The sequence below is a fragment of the Rhodanobacter sp. BL-MT-08 genome, assembly GCF_054161255.1.
In genome coordinates this window covers 2442396-2466481 of sequence record NZ_CP167872.1, presented here as the reverse complement: position 1 = coordinate 2466481, position 24086 = coordinate 2442396, and the positions used below count along the sequence as shown (strand labels likewise).

Genomic DNA, 24086 nt, shown 5'->3' with positions numbered 1-24086 from the left:
TCAGGTTGCCAAACGCAGCCCGTCGATCGCCTGCAGCAGCGCCTCCACGCCATACGGTTTGAGTATCGACGACGTGCGTGCGTCTTTGGGAACGTCGCCGGTGTCGAGTTGGCCGGTGGCGAACAGGACGGGAAGATCGGGCGAGAGGGTTCGCAGTGCCTGGACGAGTTCGATGCCGGACGCATCCGGCAGGCCGATATCGGTCAGCAGCAGATCGATGTGCTGTGCGCCGTGAATCTGCACGGCGCGGGCGGCACTCTCGGCTTCGAGCACGCGGTGGCCGCGCGACTCGAGCATCTCGGCCACGCTCATGCGGATCAGCGCATCGTCTTCGCACAGCAGAATATGCAATGGACGCGCAGCCTGCGCCGGCAGTCGGCGGTTGCCGATAGCGGCACGCGGGGCCGACGTCGGAGACGCGGCGGAAGTGATCTCGGCATCGTGCGACAGCCTGGCGTCCAGCATCTGACGCAGTCGTCGCGCCAGCGCTTCGTGGGTATACGGCTTGCTCAGCAGCTCGACGCCCTCGTCGAGGCGGCCGCCGTGGACGATGGAGTTTTCCGCGTAGCCGGAGGTAAACAGGATCGCCAGATGCGGCAGGCGCTGACGCAGTGCGTTGGCCAGATCCGGACTTTTGAGCTCGCCCGGCATGACCACATCGGTGAAAAGCAGATCGATGGCGATGCCGCTTTCGATGATGGTGAGCGCGCCCTGGGCGTCCTTGGCCTTGAGCACGCGATAGCCAAGTTCGCCGAGCAGGGCCACCACGGTTTCGCGCACGGCGTCATCATCCTCGGCCACCAGAATCGTTTCGTGGCCACCAACAACCGGCCCCGTTTCCGAATCGAGCAGCGGATCTTCCAGTTGCGCCGAGCGCGGCAGATACATGCGGATCGTGGTGCCTTGACCAGGCTCGCTGTAGATTTTGACGTGACCGCCGGACTGTTTCACGAAGCCGTAGACCATCGAAAGGCCGAGTCCGGTGCCGCGGCCCTCGGGTTTGGTGGTGAAGAACGGCTCGAAAACTTTCTCGACGATGTCCGGCGTCATGCCACAGCCGGTATCGCTGACCGCAATCATCACGTACTGGCCGGGCATGGCTTCGGGATAGCGATAGGCGTAATCCTGATCGAGCGTGGCATTGCCCGCCTCGATGGTCAGGCGCCCGTGACCTTCCATCGCATCGCGGGCGTTGAGCGCGAGATTCAGCAGCGCGTTCTCGACATTGCCCGGATCGATCAACGTGTTCCAGAGTCCGCCGGCGATCACCGTTTCGAGTTCGATGCCTTCGCCGAGCGAGCGACGCAGCAGCTCGTCGAGATCACGGATGAGGCGCGCCACGTTCACGACCTTCGGCGCCAGCGGCTGGCGTCGTCCGAATGCCAGCAGCTGCGAGGCAAGCTTCGATCCGCGTGTAACGCCAGCCATTGCGTTCTGCACGCGCCGCTCGGCGCGAGCGTTGCCGGCCACGTCGTTGCCCAGCAGCTGCAGGTTGCCGCTGACGACCTGCAGCAGATTGTTGAAATCATGCGCGATGCCTCCGGTGAGGTTGCCGATCGATTCCATCTTCTGGCTCTGGCGCAGCGCGTCCTGTGTCTTGATCAGTTCCGCCGTGCGCTGGCTGACGCGTTCTTCCAGCGTGGCGGCCAGGTTCCCGAGCGCGGCTTCGGCCACTTTTTGATCGTCGATGTCGGTACTGGTGCCCAGCCACCGCAACGGGTCACCGTCGCGACCGGCAATGGGAACGGCGCGCGCCAGATGCCAGCGATACATGCCGTCGTGCCGGCGCAGGCGCAGCTCGGTTTCGTAGTTGTCGCCGGTTTCCTGCGCCTTGCGCATTGCCTTGACGGTTGGCTGCACGTCGTCCGGGTGCACGATGGCGAACCATTTGTCGCCTTCCATCGAGCCATTGTCGACACCGGCATAGGCGTAAAGGCGATCGTTGAACCACTCGATCTTCCCATCGGCGTCGGTGGTCCAGACGTGGTTCGGCAAGGACTGCGCCAACGTGCGGAAATGTGCCTCGCTTTCGCGCACGGCGTCTTCGACGGCCTTGCGTTCGGAGATGTCCACGAACAGCACCGCAAATCGCTCGTCGTCGACTTTGCGCGCGCGCGCTTCGAACCAGCGGTTTTCGAGCGTGGGAATATGCACCTCCATCTGCGAGGCTTCGCCCGACTCGAGCACCAGCGCATACGAGTCAACGACCGACGAGGGAACGTCAGGCACCAGCGTGCGAATGGAGCGCCCCATCGACGTACGTACATTGAGGCCAGTCTGCTTGCCGAACGCCGGATTGAGCTCGGTGATGATGAAATCGACCATGCGTCCGGCTTCGTCGCGCACGGCACGGCCAATGAAAAACCCTTCCTGCATGTCCTCGAACAGGTTGCGCCAGCGTGCCTCACTTTCGATCACGGCCTCTTCGGCCTTTTTGCGATCGGTAATGTCCATGGCGATGCCGATGTAGCGCGGCTGACGGCCCGAGCCATCGAGCGCCAGCGTTTCGCCGCGCCGCGCGATCCAGCGGATTTCGCCGGTTTGCTGATCCAGCAGACGAAACTCGGAGTAACTGATCGGATTGGACAAGTTCAAACGATTGGGCCCGACAAGATGCCGATCGTCGGGATGCACCATTCCGACCAGCAGCGCGTCGTTGATGCGGTCGTGCGAGTCCAGCCCCCAGACACGCCGGTATTGATCGGATACTTCCATCCGCCCTTCATCCGGATACCACTCGAAGGTGCCCACGCCGCCGGCTTCCTGCGCCACGCGCAAACGCTGCTCAACCTGAAACTGCTGGGTGGTATCGCGCACCAGCGCGAGCACGCCGCGCGCCACGCCATCAAGGTCGAGCAGCGGGCTGTAGAGAAGCTCGAGCCAGACGTCCTGCGGCTTGCCCGTTTGCAGGAGCACCATGTGCTGGTCCCGGTAAACGAGGCTGTTACCGGCAAGCACCTGTTCAATGACATGGCTGTTGAAGGCAGCAGCCTCCGGCCAGCCTTCGCGCACGCCCATGCCGAGCAGCGCAGGATGTCGGGCGGCGGCGAGCTTGGCGTAACCGTCGTTGTAGATCAGATAACCCGGTTCGCCCCACAGAATGGCCATGGCGGATTCAACGCGCAGGACAAGCGCCGTAGCCATCTTCAGCGACTCCGGCCATTGATCTATATTCCCCAGCGGCGTCTGGCTCCAGTCGAAGGCCCGTATAAGGGCGGCCATCTCGGAGTCGCCGCCAAGAAACGGATATCGATCGACAGGGGTGGCATCAGTCATGCGGGAGACCACGGCAGAGAGTCGAAATGGTGAGGGGATTCTAGGGGCGGGGCCGCCACGGCAACATGGCAGAAGCGGCAACCCGCGCATGATCGCAGAGAAATGCGCACGGATGAGGGTTCGGAACTTTATGCGGACCGGCAGGCAGCCGCGGACGCCGACGACAGCTGCGGCCGTGCCGGCACGGCTTGAGCGGGACGACGGCGATATGTCAGTCTCGACGCGTCGCATGCATTCCCATGCTTTTGGGCGCCCACTCTGAACATCTCCATCCACGCACTGGTTGAAACGCTCAAAGGCCGCGGCACAAACGCGTCCGCTCGTCCCGAGGAAACTGTCGGTGTGGCGATGTTGCTCAGCAGCGCAGGGGGATTTCTGGACGCGTTCACCTGGCTGGGTCATGGCGGCGTATTTGCCAACGCGCAGACCGGCAATGTCGTTCTGCTGGGCATTTATGCGGCGTCCGGGCAGTGGGGGAAGTCGCTGCGACACGTGCCGCCAATCCTGGCATTTTTCATCGGTGTGTTTGTAGCTTTTCGGCTTCGCCTCAACGAGTCGCGACAGTCGAGGCAGCGTACGGCCCTGATCAGCCTCGCGATCGAAATCGCCTTTCTGGTTGTGGTGGCGGTGTTGCCCCGCGGTTTTCCGGATCTGCCGATCGTGCTGGGCGTGGCGTTTCTCGCGGCGCTGCAGAGCACCAGCTTCGCCAGGGTCGAGGGCTCGCCCTACAGTTCGGTGATGACCACCGGCAACCTGCGGCGCACCGCCGAGCTGCTGTTCACCGGGCTTTTTCCGCCCGGCGACGCCACGGCGCGCCACCAGGCGCGGATTTTTGCGATGGTGTGCTGCAGCTTTGCCATCGGTGCCTGCGCCGGTGGATTCGCCACGGCAAAGGTCGGCAATCCCGGCGTGCTGGTGCCGGCGTTGGCATTGTCGCTGGCGCTGGTTCGATGCCGGCGCGTGCGCCCGCCCAGCGCGACGACATCGCAGCCCACGGGCGAGTCCTTCAACGACTAGACGCCGCGCCGGCCGCTTCTAAAGCGTATCGATCTGATACGCGGTGCTTTGGCGATACACGGCATCCGGTCGAAGCACCACGCGTTCGGCCGTGGCGCTGTTGATCTGGTCGGGAAAGGCTTGCGCCTCCAGACAAAATCCGTCGAAGGCTTTGTAAAAGCCCGCACTGCGCTTGGGAGACTCGCCAAGGTATTGCCCGGTGTAGAGCTGCAGGCCCGGCTGATCCGTGATGACGGTGAGCCGACGCCCGCTGGCCGGATCGGTCACCTGCGCCACCTTGCGTGGCTGGCCATGCGGTTCACGCAGGCAGTAGCAGTGGTCGAAGCCTCGGGCTACCGCCAGCTGCGGATGCGGCCAAGTCAGACGCGAGCCCAGCGGCGCGGCATGACGAAAATCGAAGGCGCTGCCGGCCACGCTTTCCTTGCCGGCGGGAATCATGCCGGCATCGACGGCGAGAAAATCTTCGGCATCGATCCACAGCAGGTGATCGCGAATATCCCCGCGCGCACCGCCGAGGTTGAAGTACGGATGCGCGGTGAGATTGATCGGCGTGGCCTGGTCGGTGCGGGCCTGATAGTCCAGGCGCAGCGTACCGTCGTCCTGCAATTCGTAGCGCACCTGCACGTCGAGATTGCCCGGAAACCCGCCTTCGCCGTCGGGCGAGTGCAGCGTCAGCAGCAGTCCATTGCCATCGCGGTCAACGTTCCAGACCGCCTGGTGGAAACCTTCGTGGCCGCCGTGCAGATGGTGACCATTGTTGTTGCGGTCGAGCCGATAGCTCACGCCGTCCAGCTCGAAACGACCGTTGCGAATGCGGTTACCCCAACGACCCACCAGCGCGCCGAGATAGCCCAAACCTGCGGCATAGGAAAGCGGGTCGGCGTGGCCGAGCACCACGCCTTCGATGCGGCCGTGGCGATCGGGCGTGTGCCAGCTCAGCAGGCTACCCCCCAGATCGCTGATGTCCACGCGCATGTCCTGCGCGTTGCGCATCGTCCAGCGGTGCACCTTGCGGCCGTCGGCAAGCGTGCCCCAGCGCACGGCGTGCGGTACGTGGGCGGCATTGGGATACGTGAGGGAGTTCATGGTGCGGAGCTGTCGGTGGATTCGGTGATGTCGATGCCGCGCTGCTGTGCCTGGAACTGCTTGGGCGTGAGATTGTATTCGCGGCGAAACACGGCATACATGTATTGCAAGGAGGTAAAGCCGCAGCGCACGGCGATATCGGCCAGCGGAAGCGACGAACTGGTCAGCAGCTCGCCGGCGTGCTCCAGCTTGTGCTGCAGCAGCGCCTGATGCACGGTTTGCTTCAGCTCGCGACGAAAGTGTTCTTCCAGCGCCGTGCGCGATACGCCGACGTAATCGGCGACCTGCTCGGTCTTGACGCCGAGGCAACCGTACTGGCGAATATAGTGACGCGCGCGCATCACCAGCGGGCTGCGCAGCGGCTGGTGCTTGCTCGACGACTGCACGTTGATACCCACCGGCGGCACCACGATGCGCGTCTGCGTGTGGTCGGCGCCGCGCAGCATCTGGTGCAGCAAATGCGCTGCGGTGCGGCCCATTTCCTCGGTGCCTTGAATCACCGACGTCAGTGGAATGCGCGTGAGCATCTGCGTCAGCGAGTCGTTGTCGATACCGACCACGGCAATCTGTTCGGGAACGGATATGCGGGCCAGTTGACACGCCTGTACCAGTTGCCGCGCGCGGGCGTCGGTGACGCACAGAATGCCGACCGGCTTGGGCAGCTCCTGCAGCCATTCGACCAGCTGTTCGGAAGCATGGTCCCAGCCGCCGGCGCTGGTGGGCTGGCCGCGGAAAATGGTGACCGGCAGCTCATCCCCCTGCAACTGCTGCGCGTACGCGGCCTCGCGTTCGGCCGCCCACGCGTTGCCGGGCGCCGGTGGCAAACTGTAAAAGGCGAAATGCGACAGGCCTTGATCGATCAGGTGCCGGTAGCCCAGTTGTACCAGCTTGGCGTTGTCGGTAGCGATATACGGAATATGCGCGGGATACAGCGACGCATCGGCATATGAACCGCCCACGGCTACCACGGGCAGGGCGGACTGACTCAATGCAGCCACGACTTCCGGGTCGTCGAAATCGGCAATGATGCCGTCGCCGTGCCAGCGCTCGATGCCCTGGATGCGGCTGCGGAAATCCTCCTCCAGGTACAGGTCCCATTCGACGCGGGTCGAGTTGAGATACTGACCGATGCCCGCGATCACTTCACGGTCATAGCCCTTGTTGGCGTTGAACAGCAGCGCGATGCGGTGCGGCGGCGGGGAGAGTCCCATGGGCGTGTCGATAATCCGGTATGGCGGGATCACCAGCGTACCGCGCATAACCGGCCGGGCATGGGCAGGCAGCGTGCACGGAGGACGATGATCACTCGGCAGAGTGCAGACGCTATCACGCGCCAGCCCTGCTGGCATGCGGCATCGCCACAGGGAAAATGATCAGCCCCCCACCAGATTTCGCAATTGCCGCCTCTGGCAGGGAGTAGGCAGCATTCGGGGATTGCGGTGGTCGCGTGTACGGTCATCGCTAGCGCTTTCTTTGGGTCAAGCAGCTGCCGATCGGCGCTGACAACTTCTTCAATGCCATCATCCGTGGAGTTCACCATGTCTTATTTCGACGCCATCGCCCCGATCCGCTACGAGGGGGCTGCTGGTGATAATCCGCTGGCTTTCCATCACTACGACGCCAAGCGCCAGATTGTTGGCAAGAGCATGGCCGAGCACCTGCGTCTGGCCGCCTGCTACTGGCATACGTTTGTCTGGCCGGGCAGCGACGTCTTCGGTGCCGGTACGTTCGAGCGGCCGTGGCATGCGCCGGGCGATCCGATGCAGCAGGCCAAGGCCAAGGCCGATGCGGCGTTCGATTTTTTCAGCCGCCTGGGCGTGCCGTTCTACACCTTCCACGACACCGACGTGGCGCCGGAAGGCAATAGCCTGAAAGAGTACGCCAACAATTTTTCCGCCATGGTTGACGTGCTGGAAGCCAAGCAGGCGCAAACCGGCATGAAGCTGCTGTGGGGCACGGCCAACGTGTTCAGCCACCCGCGCTATGCCGCCGGTGCAGCGAGCAACCCGCAGCCGGAAGTGTTCGCTTACGCCGCCACGCAGGTGTTCCACGCGATGGGCGCGACCAAGCGCCTGGGCGGCGCCAACTACGTGCTGTGGGGTGGTCGCGAAGGTTACGACACGCTGCTCAACACCGACCTGAAACGCGAGCGCGCGCAGCTTGGGCGCTTCTTCCAGATGGTGGTCGAGCACAAGCACAAGATCGGCTTCGACGGCACGATCCTGATCGAGCCCAAGCCGCAGGAGCCGACCAAGCATCAGTATGATTACGATACGGCGACGGTGTACGGATTCCTCAAGGACTTCGGCCTGGAGCACGAGGTCAAGGTAAACCTGGAAGCCAACCACGCCACGCTGGCCGGACATTCGTTCCAGCACGAGGTGGCCACATCGATCGCGCTGGGTTTGTTCGGCAGCATCGACGCCAACCGCGGCGACATGCAGAACGGCTGGGATACCGACCAGTTCCCCAACAGCGTCGAAGAGATGACCCTGATCGTTTACGAGATTCTGCGTGCGGGCGGCTTCGTCAACGGCGGCTTCAATTTCGATACCAAGGTGCGTCGTCAGAGCAGCGATCCGGCCGATCTTTTCCACGGCCATATCGGTGCGATCGACGTGCTTGCGCTGGCGCTGGAGCGCGCGGCCAGGATGATCGAACGCGACACGCTGGCCAAGATGAAGTCCGCTCGCTACGCGGGCTGGGATGGCGAGTTCGGCCAGCAGGTCCTGACCGGCAACTTTACCCTCGAGGCCCTGGCCGCCGAGGCAGCGAAACGTGATCTGCAGCCGAAGCATGTCTCCGGCCAGCAGGAAGCGCTGGAGAACCTGGTCAATCGCTATGTCTACGGTTGATCGTCGGCCGATGTCCGCACGGTCGCCGGAGTAAGCCGGCGCATGTTTATCGGAATCGATCTGGGAACATCATCGGTCAAAGCCGTGCTGGTTGACCGCAAGGGTGAGGTGCGTGGCAGCGCTTCGACCGCGCTAAGCATTTCGCAGCCGCAGCCGCGCTGGTCCGAACAGGACCCCGCGGCGTGGTGGCAGGCCACGCTGGATTCGGTCGATGCCTTGCTCGTCGAGGCCAAGAAACTCGGCGTCGCTGCGAGCGATATTGCCGGCATTGGACTCTCCGGCCAGATGCACGGCGCAACCTTGCTCGATGCAAAGGATGAGGTGCTGCGCCCGGCCATCCTCTGGAACGACGGCCGCTGCGATATCGAGTGCGCTGAACTCGAACAGGTGCCGAACTTCCGCGCCATCACCGGCAACCTGGCGATGCCCGGTTTCACCGCGCCGAAGTTGTTGTGGGTGCGCAAGCACGAACCGCAGATTTTCGAGCGTATTGCCAAGGTGCTGCTGCCGAAGGATTACCTGCGGCTGAAGCTCACCGGCGACTACGCCAGCGACATGTCCGATGCCGCCGGCACGCTGTGGCTCGACGTTGGCAAGCGCTCGTGGAGCGACGAGATGTTGCGTGCGTGCGGGCTGAATCGGTCGCAGATGCCGTCCTTGCACGAGGGTAATCAAATCACGGGCCTGCTGCGCGACGATCTGGCCGAGCGCTGGGGCATCGCGTGCGTGCCGGTGGCTGCCGGCGGTGGCGACAATGCGGCGGGCGCCGTTGGTGTCGGCATCGTTAAGCCGGGGCAGGCGATGCTGTCGCTCGGTACGTCGGGCGTTTTCTTCGCCGTCTCCGATGGTTTCCTTTCGCGGCCCGATCTGGCGGTGCACAGCTTTTGTCATGCGCTGCCGGATACCTGGCATCTGATGAGCGTGATGCTCAACTCCGCCAGCTGTCTGGATTTCACCGCGCGGCTGACCTCGTACGAGAACGTGCCGGCCCTGCTCGGCGATGCGCAGGCATCAAATGGCATTCATCGCAGCAGCCCGTTCTTCCTGCCGTATCTCAGCGGCGAACGCACGCCGCATAACGACAGCCACGCCCGCGGTGCGTTTGTCGGGTTGAGCGGCAGCACGCAGCGCGCCGACCTGGCCAACGCCACGCTGGAGGGCGTCGGATTTGGATTGCTCGATGGCCTGCTTGCCGTCGAGGCGGCGGGCCTGGTGTCCGACGAGATCACCGTAATCGGCGGCGGCTCGCGCAGCGCGTACTGGATCCAGATGCTCGCCGACATTCTTGGCAAGCCTCTGCAGCAGCGCTCCGGCGGTGACGTGGGCCCCGCGCTGGGTGCGGCACGGCTTGCTCATCTGGCCGTTGAGCAGGGCGCCGCGCTGGACGAGGTTTGTCCTGCGCCCGCGCTGGTGGCGAACTTCATTCCTGTTGCGTCGCGACGTGCGTTTTATCGCGAACAACGGTATCCGTTGTTTCAGAAGTTGTACCCGCAGTTGCACCCGCTTTTCACTGGCGCTGAAGCCGGCGCTGATTCAGTCAACTAACGCAGCACGTCACACAGGATGGGGACTCAATGAAAACCAAAACAATGAAAAGCAACACGCTCCGCACGCTGACGCTTTCCGCGGCCATTGCGCTGGCAGGCACGTTCGCCGCCATGCCGGCGCACGCCAGCAAGGAAAAGCCGGTCATCGGGTTTTCCATCGACGACCTTCGCGTTGAGCGCTGGACCAAGGACCGCGATTATTTCAAGGCCGCTGCCGAAGCCAAGGGCGCGACCGTGTCGGTGCAGTCGGCTGACGCGAACGAACAGAGGCAGATTCAGCAGATCGAAAACCTGATTTCGCGCAAGGTCGACGTCATTGTCATCGTGCCGTTCAACGCCAAGACACTGACCACCGTCGTCGCCGAAGCGAAGAAGGCCGGCATCAAGGTCATTTCGTACGATCGACTGATCCTCAACGCCGACGTCGATGCGTACATCTCCTTCGACAACGACAAGGTCGGCCAGATGCAGGCGCAGGGCGTGGTCAACGCGGCACCGAAGGGCAACTATTTCCTTCTCGGCGGCGCACCGACCGACAACAACGCGAAGATTCTCCGCGAGGGGCAGATGAAGGTGCTGCAGCCGCTGATTGCCAAGGGCGATATCAAGATTGTGGGCCAGCAGTGGACCGATGAGTGGCTGGCTTCCAACGCGCAGTCGATCATCGAGAACGCGTTGACCGCGAACAAGAACAACATCCAGGGCATCGTGGCATCGAACGACGGCACTGCCGGTGGCGCCATCGCCGCACTGACCGGCCAGAAGCTGGCCGGCAAGGTCGCCGTATCCGGTCAGGATGCCGATCTGGCCGCCATCAAGCGCATCGAGGCCGGCACCCAGACCATGACGGTCTACAAGCCGATCAAGACGATCGCCACCGATGCGGCTAACCTCGCCGTCGAAATGGCCGAGGGCAAACCGACGAGCTTCACTTCGAAAATGAATAACGGCAAGGCCGATATCCCCACCATCCTGCTGACCCCGACGCTGCTGACCAAGCAGAACGTGGATCTCGTGGTGAAGGACGGTTTCTACACCAAGGCCCAGGTCGGCCTGTAAGCCGCCTTACGCGTAAGATAACGGCGCCCTGCAATCGCGGGGCGCCGTTCCGCGATTGAAGGAATACCGTGAGCGAATACCTGTTCGAGATGCGCCAGATCATCAAGGAATTTTCCGGCGTACGCGCGCTCAATGGCATTGATCTGGCCGTGCGGCCCGGCGAATGCGTTGGCCTGTGCGGCGAGAATGGCGCAGGCAAGTCCACCCTCATGAAAGTCCTCTCCGGCGTGTATTCGTATGGCACGTGGGAAGGCGAGATTCTGTTCGACGGCAAGCCGCTGCGAGCACACTCCGTGCGCGACAGCGAGGACGCCGGCATCGTCATCATCCATCAGGAGCTGATGCTGGTGCCGCAGCTTTCCGTGGCCGAGAACATCTTCCTCGGCAACGAGATCCGCAAGTTCGGCGGCGTGATGGATTACGACGCCATGTACGCCAAGGCCGAGGCGCTGCTGGCCCGCCTGAAGTTGAGAGACGTGAACGTCGCTGCAGCCGTTTCCAACTACGGCGGCGGGTATCAGCAGCTGTTTGAGATCGCCAAGGCGCTGGCCAAGAATGCGCGCCTGCTGATTCTCGACGAGCCGTCATCGTCGCTGACCTCGTCCGAGACCGACACCTTGCTGTCGATCATCGAGGATCTGAAAAAGGACGGCGTGGCCTGCGTCTACATTTCGCACAAGCTCGAGGAAGTTGCTCGGGTGTGCGATACGGTTACCGTCATTCGCGACGGCAAGCACATCGTCACCAGGCCGATGAGCGAGATGACCACGCACAGCATCATTACCGCAATGGTCGGCCGTGAAATCGAGAATCTGTTCCCGAAGATGGAGCATGACGTCGGCGAAGTGATTTTCGAAGCCAAGCACGTCACCTGCTGGGACGTATCCAATCCCAACCGCAAGCGCGTGGACGACATCTCGTTCGAGGTGCGCCGCGGCGAGATCGTCGGCATCGCCGGGCTGGTCGGTGCCGGGCGCACCGAACTGGTCTCGGCCATTTTCGGCGCCTATCCGGGCCGCTACGAAGCGGAGGTCGTTCTCGAAGGCAAGCCGCTGAAAATCCGCTCGCCGGAGCAGGCGATCAAGGCCGGGCTGTCACTGGTGCCCGAAGACCGCAAGCGCCAGGGCATCGTGCCGATGCTCGGTGTAGGCGACAACATCACGCTGGCCACGCTGTCGCATTACGCGCATGCGGGGCAGATCGATCGTCAGGCCGAACTTCAGACCGTCGACGCCGAAATCAAGCGCCTGCGCGTGAAAACGGCCGGTCCGGAGCTGGCCATTGCCGGTCTGTCCGGCGGCAATCAGCAAAAGGCCGTGCTGATCAAGATGCTGCTGCCGCAGCCGAAGGTGCTGATACTCGACGAGCCGACCCGCGGCGTCGACGTCGGCTCGAAGTACGACATCTACAAGCTGATGTTCGAGCTTGCCGCCAAAGGCGTCGCCATCATCATGGTGTCCTCGGAAATGCCCGAGGTGCTGGGCGTCAGCGATCGCGTCCTCGTGGTGGGCGAGGGCAGGTTGCAGGGCAACTTCCCGAATGTCGGCCTCACCCAGGAGCAGGTGCTCGCCGCGGCGATCGCGCATGCCGCCGAGGGATCCGCGCACGCGGCCTGACCCGTTTATCCTCCACGTCCACGTTATTACGGAAGTTCTCCATGCAGTCGCAGCAAATCCAGCAACTGTTCGTGCGCTACAAGATTCTCGCGCTGCTTATCGCGGTGGCGATCATCTGGATCTTTTTCCATATCAAGACGGATTCGGCATTCATCACGCCGGGCAATTTGTCCAACCTGTTCCGGCAGATGTCGATTACCGGCATGCTCGCCTGCGGCATGGTCTTCGTCATCATTGCCGGCGAGATCGATCTGTCGGTCGGTTCGCAGCTTGGCCTGCTCGGTGGCGTGGTCGCGCTGCTGACCGTAAATCACGGCTGGGGCACGTGGCCGGCCATCGGTGCGGTTCTGGTCCTGGGCCTGCTTATCGGCGCGTTCAACGGTTTCGTGGTCACCAAGATGCGCGTGCCGTCGTTCATCGTCGGCCTTGGCGGCATGCTGGCGTTTCGCGGCGTGGTGCTCTACATCACCGGAAGCTCGACCATTGCGCCGGCGCCGGATGATCTGATCTCGCTGGGCCAGGGTTTCGTGCCGCCAGTGATTTCACGCTGGATCGGCGCGTTTATCTTCCTCGGCATGGCCGCGCTGACAGCGCGTCGCCGCGTGCGTCGGGCAAAGCTTGGACTTCATCAGGGCGCGCTCTGGATCGACATTGCGCGCGTGCTGGCGATCGGCCTGCTTATCTTCGGCTTCGTTCGCATGCTCAACGACGCCAACGGCATTCCGATTCCGGTGATGATCTTGCTCGGTCTGCTGGCCGTATTCACCTACGTATCGACGCAGACGGTCTTCGGTCGCCACATCTATGCCGTCGGCGGCAACATGGAAGCCACGCGACTCTCGGGAGTGAACGTCGCGCGGGTCAAGCTGGTGGTGTTTGCGTTGATGGGCCTGATGTGCGCCTTCGCAGGCATCATCACGGTGGCACGCACGGGCTCGGGTTCGCCCTCGGCGGGCACCGGCGGCGAGCTCGATGCCATCTCGGCCTGCTTCATCGGCGGCACGTCCATGCGTGGCGGTTCGGGTACGGTCTACGGCGCGCTGATCGGCGCCCTGGTCATGGCCAGCCTCGACAGCGGCATGCAGCTGATGGACGTCGACAACTCGTGGCAGATGATCATCAAGGGCGTAATTCTTGCGCTGGCGGTGTGGGTCGACGTGCTGTCGGGTTCGAATCGGGGCTGAAACTCGATCTGCCGCACTGTCGAAGCTGAATCGTCATTTGGAGCCGTTGGTCCTGGGATCAGGACCTCCCTCCATCGATCCGTGATTTTCCAAATCACCCGATGATGAAAGGAAAAGCCGCCTTGCTGGCGGCTTTTCCATGTACCCGTGTGCCGACCGGCACACGCCATTCAGAACGTCACGCCGGCGTGCAGGATCACATTGGCATATGGCGCCGTCTCGCCGGTACGAATGACTGCATGTGCCTGCGCGCATCGCTGTTTGAACAGCTCATGGCTTATTTCGTCGATCACCGTACCGCCGTCTTTCAATTTTTCGGCGAGATTCGTCAGCGCCGGATTGTGCCGACGAATCTCGCTCGCGAAAGTCATCGATTCAATCGCAAGTTCCGCGCAGACCGCGTCGAACACCTGCACAAAAGTCGGTATGCCCGGCAGCACGGCGAGGTCGATGCACGGCACGCCGCGCGGCACGGGCAGGCCGACATCGGCAATCACCAGCATATCGGTGTGTCCCATCGCGGCGATCACGCGGTTGAGCTCGGCGTGCAGAAGTCCGGCGCGCCTCATGACTGCTGTCTCATCAATGCCTCGACCTCGGGCAGGCGCGGCATGCCACCCTGCGCTCCGAGTCGCGAGACGGAAAGCGCCGCTGCCGCGCAGGCTTTTTGCACCGCGATCGGCAGGCCTTGCTGTAGAAATACGGCGAGCGCCGCATTGAAGGTATCGCCGGCACCAGTGGTGTCGACGACGCCCACGTCGAAACCGGGCTGATGTACGGGGCTGCCGTCTTCGCGATACCACGCGCCTTCATCGCCTCGCGTGAGCACGACCGGGCAGGGTGCGCGCTGCATCAGCGCGTGAAAATCCTCGTCCGCGCCGGCGCCGAGCAGTATCGCCAGCTCGTGCTGGTTGGGCGTGACGTAACGCACGAGCTTCAGCCAGTCGGTCGGTAACGGCTGCGCGGGCGCAGGATTCAGAATCACCGGCACGCCAAGCTTGTGCGCCAAGCGCACTGTGGCTTCGACCGTCGCCAGCGGAATCTCCATCTGCACGAGTACGACGTTGGCTCGTCCGATCAGATCGCTCGCACGTTCGACCTGCCCGGGCGTGACCCGCGCATTCGCGGCGGGCACGACCAGTATGTGGTTGTCGCCCTGCGCCACCGTGATGGACGCGGTACCGCTGGCGCAGTCATCGAGGCTACGCACATGTTCGGTATCCACGCCCTCGTCGATCAGCCCTCGACGCAGATCCTTTCCGAACGCGTCATCACCTAGCGCTCCGATCAGCGATACCTGGGCGCCCAGACGGGCGGCAGCGACGGCCTGATTGGCGCCCTTGCCGCCGGCAATGGTGTGAAAACTCTCCGCCAGCAGGGTTTCACCGGGCGCGGGAAAGCGGGACGCCACGGTGACCAGATCCATATTGATGCTGCCGACAACAACGATGCGCGTCATGAAAATTCGCGGCCTTGCGGGAGAGGAGGTACAAGCATAAGGGATGGGATGTGATGCGCGAGGAATCGAATGTCGCCAGCTGCGGGCATGATTGGAAGATCACTTCTTCGATGCTCGACCATGCCGGAAGAATTTCTTCATGAAGCGACAGATGAAAGGCGACCGATACAAAAAAACATCCCGGCACCAGGGCCGGGATGTTGGACGTGCCGCTGCGGGTCGCGCAGCAACTAGGCATCGCTGATTAGAACGTGAAGCCCATCTTCAGGCCGGCCACAAACGCGTTGCTATTCTGGCTGGTGCCACCCGGATGCAGGATGTACTGCAGGTTGGGACGCAGAAATACCGACGGAATCGGCGACCAGCTGTAGAACAGTTCCGACACGTACTCGTTACCATTGCCGACGATGATGTTCTGGCCGGTGCGGGCATTGTTCTGCTGAATGTAGGCAGCGTAGCGGCTGTTGGCGTCGGTGGCACCGAGGGCAAAACCGATCATGTCATTGTCGCGGGCAAACGGACCTTTGTACTCCACACCAAGGTTGATCTGGCGATCGGTTGCCGCGGTGTTGCGATCAGCTTGCGAGATGTTGAGGAAAAGCGTCGCGCCCCGGCCACCGGCGTCTCCGGTGATCTGCTGCATCATGTTGATGTAGGCGCCGTACTGTCCGTCACGCTGCTGTGCAGCCAGGCCGGTTTCGCCTGCAGGGTCGTGATTTATGTCGTAGTAAAGGTCATTGCCTTTCGATGTGTTGTACCACACGCCGAAATCGTAGTGGCCCGGCAGGCCGTTGGCGACCGGATTCCAGCCGAATTCCAGCGGGATCAGCGCGCCAGTGGTGCCGCCCGGGAAGGCCGGGAGCAGGCCGTGGCTTTCCTCGTACTGGGTATTCGCGTACTGGGGGTTGACCTGGTAAGCACCCAACTTCACGTACGTCTGCTTGGTCGTGTTGAGGGTGACGTTGGCGGCCCAGACGCTGGTCGGCCAGTTAAGCCAGTAGTTGCCAACGACGTTGCCCGGTTGGTTGCCGCAGAATGTCAGGTTCTCGAAGTCGCAGGTGAATGGCGCAAAGTCTTCACCCACCGGCAGACGACCGGCTTTCACCACCAGCGCGCCGTCGAAGAATTTCTGTTCCAGCGAGAACTCGGTCAGAAGCCACGTCTGGCCGCGGCCGTAGACTTCCTGGATCAGCTGATTGTTGCCGATGTTGGCATCGGCGCCGAGATTGCGGCCGTTACGATCGGTGATCGTCATGCGGAAGGTGGCGCCCTGCCAGCCCCACAACTTGCCCAGGTCCGCTGCCACGCCGCCGACCCACTGATCGGTATAGCGCGTGAGGCTGCGTGTACCGCCGGTAAAGTTATGCGCTGCTTCACCGCCGTAGCCCAGGTTGAAGGTGACGCCTTCGTCGGCCAGACGGGTGCGTTCACCGTTCCAGTCGCCGAAGAGGTAAGGGCTGGTAGTCAGATCGTCTGCTGCATGCGCCTGCGGTGCCGCCAGGCCCATGCCTAGACCGAGGCCTGCGAAAGTCAGCGCGCAGGCGAGTGATTTTTTCCGAAATGTTGAAGCCATGATTCCCTCTCTCCCAATGGTGAAGCGACTGGTGCGTTCGTTAAACGGTCAGCATTTTTCAATTGAAAAATGAATACGAGTTCTTTCTTTAACTTTTATGATTTTTTTATTACTTGGCATTTTCGAACGGATACTCATCACGCTCAATTGACTAACGCCCGAGGTCTATTGCGTTTTTTCGTGTTGCGTTGCGGGGCAAAAAACGTGCTGCGATGAAGCAAAACAACGTGTTGCAGTGAAGCAAGCGTTTATCAGTGCGTAGGCATGGCGAATTCGGCGCCTGCACTCTCTTTGTCTGCCAACCAGCGCTGGGTTACGGCTTTCTGACGGGTGTAGAAGCGCACTGCCTCGGGGCCGTGCGCGTGGTGATCGCCCATCAGACTTTTTTTCCAGCCGCCGAAGCTGTGAAAGGCCATCGGCACGGGAATGGGCACGTTGATGCCGATCATGCCGACCTGCACGCGATGCGCGAACTCGCGCGCCACATGGCCGTCGCGAGTGAAGATCGCCGTACCATTGCCGTACTCGTGCGAATCGACCAGATCCAGTGCGCTGGCAAAATCAGGCACGCGCACCACGCAAAGCACGGGTCCGAAGATTTCCTCCTTGTAGATGCGCATCGATGGGGTGACGCGATCGAACAGCGTGCCACCGAGAAAGAAGCCCTGCTCGCAGCCGGCGACCTGAAGGCCGCGACCATCGACGACGAGTTCGGCACCGGCTGCTACGCCGTCATCGATATAACCGGTGATCTTGTCGCGGTGCTGGCTGGTGACGACTGGCCCCATCTCGATGGTGTCGTCCATGCCGTCGCCAATGCGCAAGGTGCGGACCTTGGGTGTGAGCTTTTCCACCAGCGTGTTGGCGGTGGCGTCGCCTACCGCGACGACGACGGATATCGCCATGCAGCGCTCGCCCGCGGCGCCGTAGCCGGCACCCATCAGCGCGTCGACGGTTTTATCCATGTCCGCATCGGGCATCACGATCATGTGGTTCTTCGCGCCGCCCAGCGCCTGCACGCGCTTGCCCTGCGAGGTGCCGCGCGCGTAGATGTATTCGGCGATGGGCGTGGAGCCGACAAAGCTGATGGCCCGCACGTCCTTGTGATCGAGCAGCGCATCGACCGCGCCCTTGTCACCCTGCACAACGTTGAACACGCCGTCGGGCAGGCCGGCTTCGGTCAGCAGCTCGGCAAGCAGGAGCGCGGTAGAGGGATCGCGCTCGGACGGCTTCAGCACAAAGGTATTGCCGCAGGCGATCGCCATCGGAAACATCCACATCGGCACCATCGCAGGGAAATTGAACGGTGTGATGCCGACACACACGCCCAGCGCCTGGCGCATGGTCCACGCATCGATGCCGTTGGCAATCTGCTCGGTGTAGTCGCCCTTGAGCAGTTCGGGAATGCCGCAGGCGTATTCGACCACTTCCAGGCCGCGCACCAGTTCGCCTTTGGCATCGGAGACGACCTTGCCGTGTTCGCGCGTGATGGCGGCGGCCAGCTTGTCCATGTCGCGCTCGAGCAGCTCTTTGAAGCGGAACATCACGCGCGCGCGTTTCAGCGGCGGCGTTTGCGCCCAGGCGGGAAACGCTGCCAGCGCCGACTGCACGGCGAGGTCCACTTCTTTCGCGTCGGCCAGCGCCACGGCGCCGATCACGTGACCCGTGGCCGGGTTGTAGCTGGGTGCCGAGGGACCTTTGCCGGCCTGATGGCGGCCGCCGATGTAGTGGCCGATATTGACGGGAGCAGGGGAGCGAGAGAGTTGGGCAGACATGGTCGGTGTTTCCGTATCAATCGAAAAGTTGGATCGGGGCTGGTGTCGACGCGCGAATCGCTCAGCGCGGCATCAGCCAGTCGTGTGCCGGATCGTTCTTGAAATGCCATTCACGATGCGGGCCGGCCATCACGTTGAGGTAGTAGCCGCGATAGCCGTGCGGCATCACCACCGGGTGATAGCCGCGCGGCACCATCACCACGTCGTGATCGCCCACGGCCATCGATTCATCGAGGTCGCGCTCGTCGGTGTAGACGCGCTGGAAGGCAAAGCCCTGGGGCGGATCGATGCGGTGGTAATAGGTTTCTTCCAGCGAGCTCTCGACCGGCAGGTTGTCGGTGTCGTGCTTGTGCGGCGGATAGCTGGAGGAGTTGGCCGCCGGCGTGACCACTTCGACGACCAGCAGCGATTCCGCGTCTTCCGTCTCGGGAAGAACGTCGCAGACGTAGCGCGTGTTGCTGCCCTGGCCGCGCACCATGCGCTTCATGCTGGCGGCGGGGATCAGACGCGCTGGATATTTACCGGTGGCCGGCGCGCTGGCCAGCGCCAGCTCGGCATCATCATGCGTGTGGATGACGAAGGTCGAACCGGGCGGTGCGTACACCGCGTCGGTCGAGCGATCCTCGAACACGCTGGCGCGGCCGCCGAGGCTTTTCCAGGATTCATCGCCGACGCTGACGTCGACGTTGCCGGTCAGCACCACCAGACAGCCTTCGCGATCGGACGGCAGATCGAGATGCAGCGACTCGCCGGTGCCGACCCGCACGCCTTCAAAACCGACGTGCTTCCAGCCGGCCGACTCCGGCGTCACTTTGACGATGGCGCGTCCCTTAGGGGCAGCTTTGACTAGCAGGCTCATGCGGCCTCCCTCGTACGCACGTTGTCGACCAGTCCACGCAGGGTGCGGTAGCCGAGGCTGGCGTACGCATAGCTGGGCGCGACGGCCGGATCCTGCTCGGCCTCGACGATCAGCCAGCCCTTGTAATGGTTCTCACGCAGCAGCTCGACGATGCCGGCGAAATCGATCGCGCCGTCGCCGGGTACGGTGAATACGCCGTTCAAGACCGAATCCAGAAAACTCCACTGGCAGTTGCGCGCGTGGCGAATGATCGACGGCCTGACATCTTTGCAGTGCACGTGACAGACGCGGCCGATGTGCTTGCCGAGAATCGTCAGCGGATCGCCGCCGCCGAAATACGCATGGCCGGAATCGAACAGCAGCCCCACATCCTCGCCGGTGTAGGCCATCACGCGGTCGATATCGTCCGGCGATTCCACATAGGCGCCCATGTGGTGGTGGTAGGCCAGCCGCACGCCGCGCGTCAGCAGATGTTTGCCGAAGGCGGTCAGCCGTTCGCCGTAGCGCTTGAACGACTCGTCGTCGAAGCGCGGACGTTTGTACAGCGGCACGGTGCGCTCGCCCTGGATGGCGTTGGCGACTTCGCCGTAGACCATCACCTTGCAGCCGTTCTTTGCCAGCAGATCTAGGTGCGATTCCACCGACGCGATTTCCTCTTCCACCGATCGCGTGGCCAGTCGGCCGGAATACCAGCCCGACACCACGTCGAGCTGGTAGCCGGCCATCAGGTCGCGCAGCGCGGCGGGGTCCTTGGGAAACTTGTTGCCCAGCTCGAAACCCTGATAGCCGATTTCACGGCCTTCGCTCAAGGCGGTCGACAACGGCGTTTCGCCGCCCAGCGAGGGCAGGTCGTCGTTGCTCCAGCTGATCGGATTGATGCCGATCTTTACTTCCAGACGGTTAGACATCGGATTTCACCTGCGTTGAAGGGTCGGGCGCGGTGATCGACCGCTGCCGCTGTTTGGCTGTTTCGTAATCGCGTCGCGCGTCGAGCACCGTTGAACGAGTGGAGACTTCAGGCACCGCCACCTCCCACCACGTACCGCCGTGTTCGGTGGTACGACGATGATCGGTATCGATGGAAATCAGGTAAGTGCGCTTGGCCGCGCGTGCGCGCGTAAGGGCCTGCTCCAGCTCGGCGATGCTGCCGACGTGCTCCGCGTCGGCACCCATGGCGCGCGCGTGCGCGGCGAAGTCGATGGTTGGTGCGCCGTCGGCACCTTGCAGGCAGTCGTCCCACATATTGTTGAACGGGGCGCCGCCGCAGGCCTGCTGCAATCGGTTGATGCAGCCGTAGCCGCGATTGTCCAGCACCACGATGATCAGCTTCATGCCCAGCATCACCGACGTGGCGATCTCGGCGTTGAGCATCAGATAGCTGCCGTCGCCCAGCATCACGATCACGTCGCGATCGGGTTTGGCCATCTTGACGCCTAGACCGCCGGCAATCTCGTAACCCATGCAGGAGTAGCCGTATTCCATGTGGTAGCCGCCGGGCGTCGACGTGCGCCAGAGTTTTTCCAGCTCGGCAGGCAGCGTGCCGGCGGCGCAGACGACAATATCGTTCTGCATCGACTGCGGATCGGAGCGCTGCACGGCGCCGATGATTTCGCCGTCGTAGGGCAGGGTGCCGCTGGGCAGATCGCGTTGGCCGGTGACCTGGCTGACGATGTCGCGCCATTCGTTGGCCTGCCGCTTGGCGTTTTCCTGCCAGTCTTGGCCGACCTTCCAGTTCTGCAACGCATTGGACAGCGCATCCAGCCCGAGGCGGGCGTCTGCAAGAATGTCGAGGCCGCCGCCTTTCAGCGTGTCGTAGCCGTTAACGTTCAGGGCAATCACATTGGCGCCGTTGAACAGCGCGTTGGAGCCGGTGGTGAAATCCTGCAGGCGCGTGCCGACGGCGAGCACGACGTCGGCCTCGGCCAGCAGCGCATTGGCCGCAGTGGAGCCGCAGACGCCGGCCGGCCCCAGCTGCAGCGGATGATCCCAGGCCAGCGCGCCCTTGCCGGCCTGCGTTTCGGCCACGGGTATGCCGTGGGCTTCGGCGAAGCGCCGCAGCGCTGCGCTGGCCTTGCTGTAAAGCACGCCACCGCCGGCAATGATGACGGGACGCATTGCTGCACGCAGCGTGGAGGCTGCCGCGGCGATGTCGTCCTCCGCGGCGGGCAACGCGCGGAAGCTGTGGATGCGTGGCGCAAAAAAGCCTTCCGGCCAGTCGTAGGCCTCGGTCTGCACATCCTGCGGAAGCGCTAACGTCACCGGCCCGCACAAAGCTGGATCGGTCAGCACGCGCAGCGCCCGGGGCAGTGCGCTCAGCAGCTGCTCGGGTTTCACGATGCGATCGAAATAGCGCGATACCGGACGCAGGCAATCGTTGACGCTCGCGGTGCCGTCGGAAAAATCCTCCAGCTGCTGCAGCACCGGATCGGGCGCGCGCGAGACGAAGATATCGCCGGGCAACAACAGTACCGGCAGCCGATTCACGTGGGCCAGCGCGGCGGATGTCACCAGGTTGGTCGCACCAGGACCGATCGAGCTGGTCACGGCCATCATGCGTCGACGCATATGCGCCTTGGCGTACGCGACTGCCGCATTGGCCATGCCCTGTTCGCTGTGCGCGCGATAGGTCGGCAGGCTCTCGCGCTGCGCGTGTAAAGCTTCGCCCAGGCCAGCGACGTTGCCGTGACCGAAGATCGCGAACACGCCGCCGAATAGCGGCATGGTCCGGCCATCGTCATCGAAAACCTGCTGTGCCGCGAGATAGCGCACCAGCGCCTGCGCCATCGTCAGTCGAACGGTGTTGCTCATGCGGTGGCCTCTACCCCATGCGTGGTTTCGACGGCAGGTGGACTCGTGACGCGCTCACCGCGGGCCTGTCGCCACAGAGCGGCCAGCTCGGCGAAGTGGTCGCTGGCCCGTTCGACCAGGGTCGCATCGTCGATGTCGCCGCGTAGCCACGCGCGTGCCGGCTCGACAAAAATGCTGCGGCCGACGGCGAAGCCGCGGCAGCTGTGGCTGTGTGCGGCGGCGGCGAAGCCCGCGGCCAGTTCGGCAAACGGCGCGTTGAGGCCGAGCAGCAGCACGCCGCGGCAGTGCGGATCGCGTTCGGCGATCAGCGCGTCGAACGCGGTCCAGTCCTGTGCCGGCAGCGGCGCGAGCTTCCACCACTCGGGGCGGATGCCGAGGTTGTAGATACGCTTGAGCGAACGCAGCACGCGCTCGCCCTGGCTCGCCTGCACCGACGGGTTGGCCGGCGGAATCACCTCCAGCAGCAGCTCGTGTCCGCTGGAGCGGGTCGCGGTATACAGGGCATGCAGCTGGGTTTCCTGCTCCAGCCGCTGCTCCGGCGTGCCGTCGGGATCGAACGGCACCAGGCATTTGACCACCTGTTCGAGCGGCCACTGGATCAGCTCGCTGCCCAGGGCGCGGCCGGCTTCGAATTCCAGCGGCAGCGAGCCGGGCAGTTCGACCGGACGCCCCACCCACCAGCCGCGGCCGGTGGCATCGTTGAGCGCATCCTGGCCGTAACGACCGTCGCAAAGCATGCCGATGCGCTGCGCCAGCCCGAGATTTTTTTCCGTGCGCGCTACCGCCTGCACCAGCAATTGCTTCAAGCGCGGAATGCGCGACTCGTCGGCGCCAGCTTCGCGCGCCAGCTCGAACAGCTGGCTGCGATGGTCGAACGCGAAGATATGCAGATCGTCCCAGTGCGTGCGCGCCACGCTGACGCGATGCAGATGGGCCAGCTGCTCGTCACGATCCGGGCGCTGCAGCCGCTCGGCGTGGGCGAGGAAATAGTCGAGTTCGGCGCGACTCGGCATCGCCGGCGCGCAGCCATGGCGCGACACCACGATGGCGCCGCAGGCGTTGGCATAAGCGCAGCAGCGCTCGATCGGCTCGTCGCGCAGCCAGCCGGAGAGAAAGCCCGCGATAAACGCATCGCCGGCGCCCAGCACGTTCAGCACTTCGACCCGCGTGCCGAGAAAGGTCGGTGCGTCGTCGATCGCGGCGGGAATGGCGGCCTCGATCACGCTGCAGCCCTGCGCGCCGCGCTTCACCACCAGCGTGGCGTTGCTCACCGCGCGAACGGCCTTCAGCGCCGTGATCAAATCCTTGCTGCCGCCGGCGATGTGGAATTCTTCCTCGGTACCGACGATCAGGTCGAACTGGCCCAGCTCGCGCTGGAGGTGCGCCGTGACGCCGTCATCGGCGATGAACCGCGTTTCGCCGTCGCCGCGATTCGTCAGTCCCCACAGCACGGGGCGATAGTCGATATCGAGCACGGTGCGTACGCCATGCTGCCGCGCGAACGCCAGCGCCTTGCGGCTGGCGGCCAGCGTGCCGGGTGTGGACAGATGCGTGCCGGTAATCGCCAGGGCCTTGCTGGATGCGATGAAATTCTCGTCGATATCGTCTTCGCACAGCGCCATGTCGGCGCAGTTTTCGCGATAAAAAATCAGCGGAAAGGTTTCGCGATCCTTGATGCCTAGCAGCACCATGCCGGTGAGTCGGGCCGGGTCGACGACGACGTGGCTGACATCGCAGCCTTCCTTGCTCAGGGTTTCGGTGAGGAAGCGGCCCATATGGTCGTTGCCCACGCGCGTCAGCATGGCCGAACGCAGGCCCAGGCGCGCTGCCCCAAACGCGGCATTGCCGGAGGAGCCGCCGAGATATTTGGCGAAGCTGGACGCATCTTCCAGCCGTGCGCCGTGCTGCTGGGCATACAGGTCGACAGCGAGTCGGCCCAGGCAAATCAGATCGTAGCGATGTTCGGTCATGG

The 24086-nt window shown here is 63.3% G+C and carries 17 protein-coding genes; 6 read left to right on the top strand and 11 right to left on the bottom strand.

The genetic code is table 11. The annotated features are described in order from the left end of the window. Positions 1-3276 carry a PAS domain S-box protein gene (locus ACDK93_RS10785; RefSeq protein WP_458068549.1) on the bottom strand — a complete coding sequence of 1092 codons (3276 nt, stop codon included), beginning with the start codon at positions 3274-3276 and terminating at the stop codon, positions 1-3. Positions 3277-3624: 348 nt separating this feature from the next. Between ACDK93_RS10785 and ACDK93_RS10780 the strand changes: the two genes are divergently transcribed. Next, complete coding sequence (locus ACDK93_RS10780) at positions 3625-4293, top strand: YoaK family protein (RefSeq protein ID WP_458072424.1); 669 nt, start codon at positions 3625-3627, stop codon at positions 4291-4293. Positions 4294-4311: 18 nt separating this feature from the next. On the opposite strand, the gene ACDK93_RS10775 is transcribed toward ACDK93_RS10780, so the two are convergent. Both ACDK93_RS10775 and ACDK93_RS10770 read right to left on the bottom strand, forming a co-directional pair. Continuing rightward, a complete protein-coding gene (locus ACDK93_RS10775) occupies positions 4312-5379 on the bottom strand; it encodes an aldose epimerase family protein (RefSeq protein WP_458068548.1) in 1068 nt (355 codons plus the stop codon). Then, positions 5376-6590 (bottom strand): XylR family transcriptional regulator, encoded by a 1215-nt coding sequence (locus tag ACDK93_RS10770; RefSeq protein WP_458068547.1) that lies wholly within the window; start codon positions 6588-6590, stop codon positions 5376-5378. The genes ACDK93_RS10775 and ACDK93_RS10770 overlap by 4 nt, the downstream gene beginning before the upstream one ends. A 327-nt stretch (positions 6591-6917) precedes the next feature. Between ACDK93_RS10770 and xylA the strand changes: the two genes are divergently transcribed. From xylA to ACDK93_RS10745, 5 genes are all read left to right on the top strand, one after another. Then, on the top strand, positions 6918-8234 hold the full coding sequence (gene xylA, locus ACDK93_RS10765) for a xylose isomerase (protein ID WP_458068546.1): 1317 nt from the start codon (positions 6918-6920) through the stop codon (positions 8232-8234). A 42-nt stretch (positions 8235-8276) separates the two neighbouring features. After that, positions 8277-9779: a xylulokinase gene (gene xylB / locus ACDK93_RS10760; RefSeq protein WP_458068544.1), complete on the top strand. Its 1503-nt coding sequence runs from the start codon at positions 8277-8279 to the stop codon at positions 9777-9779. A 29-nt stretch (positions 9780-9808) separates the two neighbouring features. Further along, positions 9809-10840 (top strand): D-xylose ABC transporter substrate-binding protein, encoded by a 1032-nt coding sequence (xylF, locus tag ACDK93_RS10755; protein WP_458068543.1) that lies wholly within the window; start codon positions 9809-9811, stop codon positions 10838-10840. A 68-nt stretch (positions 10841-10908) separates the two neighbouring features. Continuing rightward, positions 10909-12456, top strand: coding sequence for a xylose ABC transporter ATP-binding protein (locus ACDK93_RS10750; RefSeq protein ID WP_458068542.1), 1548 nt, complete (start codon positions 10909-10911; stop codon positions 12454-12456). 41 nt (positions 12457-12497) lie between these two features. Next, positions 12498-13640: a sugar ABC transporter permease gene (locus tag ACDK93_RS10745; RefSeq protein WP_458068540.1), complete on the top strand. Its 1143-nt coding sequence runs from the start codon at positions 12498-12500 to the stop codon at positions 13638-13640. A 170-nt stretch (positions 13641-13810) separates the two neighbouring features. Here ACDK93_RS10745 and rbsD read toward each other — a convergent pair whose 3' ends face one another. The 8 genes from rbsD to ACDK93_RS10705 all read right to left on the bottom strand — a co-directional run bounded on the left by rbsD (position 13811) and on the right by ACDK93_RS10705 (position 24084). After that, positions 13811-14209, bottom strand: a complete 399-nt coding sequence (gene rbsD / locus ACDK93_RS10740) for a D-ribose pyranase (RefSeq protein WP_458068539.1) — start codon at positions 14207-14209, stop codon at positions 13811-13813. Further along, on the bottom strand, positions 14206-15099 hold the full coding sequence (gene rbsK / locus ACDK93_RS10735; RefSeq protein WP_458068537.1) for a ribokinase: 894 nt from the start codon (positions 15097-15099) through the stop codon (positions 14206-14208). The genes rbsD and rbsK overlap by 4 nt, the downstream gene beginning before the upstream one ends. 244 nt (positions 15100-15343) lie before the next feature. Next, entirely contained in the window at positions 15344-16672 is a 1329-nt protein-coding gene (locus tag ACDK93_RS10730; RefSeq protein ID WP_458068535.1) for a carbohydrate porin, read from the bottom strand. A gap of 251 nt (positions 16673-16923) precedes the next feature. After that, a complete protein-coding gene (locus tag ACDK93_RS10725; protein ID WP_458068534.1) occupies positions 16924-18447 on the bottom strand; it encodes a CoA-acylating methylmalonate-semialdehyde dehydrogenase in 1524 nt (507 codons plus the stop codon). Between the two features lie 61 nt (positions 18448-18508). Then, positions 18509-19306, bottom strand: coding sequence for a 5-deoxy-glucuronate isomerase (gene iolB, locus ACDK93_RS10720; RefSeq protein WP_458068532.1), 798 nt, complete (start codon positions 19304-19306; stop codon positions 18509-18511). Next, positions 19303-20214, bottom strand: a complete 912-nt coding sequence (gene iolE, locus ACDK93_RS10715; RefSeq protein ID WP_458068531.1) for a myo-inosose-2 dehydratase — start codon at positions 20212-20214, stop codon at positions 19303-19305. Before iolE ends, iolB begins: the two co-directional genes overlap by 4 nt. Further along, complete coding sequence (gene iolD, locus ACDK93_RS10710) at positions 20207-22114, bottom strand: 3D-(3,5/4)-trihydroxycyclohexane-1,2-dione acylhydrolase (decyclizing) (protein WP_458068529.1); 1908 nt, start codon at positions 22112-22114, stop codon at positions 20207-20209. Before iolD ends, iolE begins: the two co-directional genes overlap by 8 nt. Continuing rightward, positions 22111-24084: a bifunctional 5-dehydro-2-deoxygluconokinase/5-dehydro-2-deoxyphosphogluconate aldolase gene (locus tag ACDK93_RS10705; protein ID WP_458068527.1), complete on the bottom strand. Its 1974-nt coding sequence runs from the start codon at positions 24082-24084 to the stop codon at positions 22111-22113. The genes iolD and ACDK93_RS10705 overlap by 4 nt, the downstream gene beginning before the upstream one ends. Positions 24085-24086 lie beyond the last annotated feature (2 nt).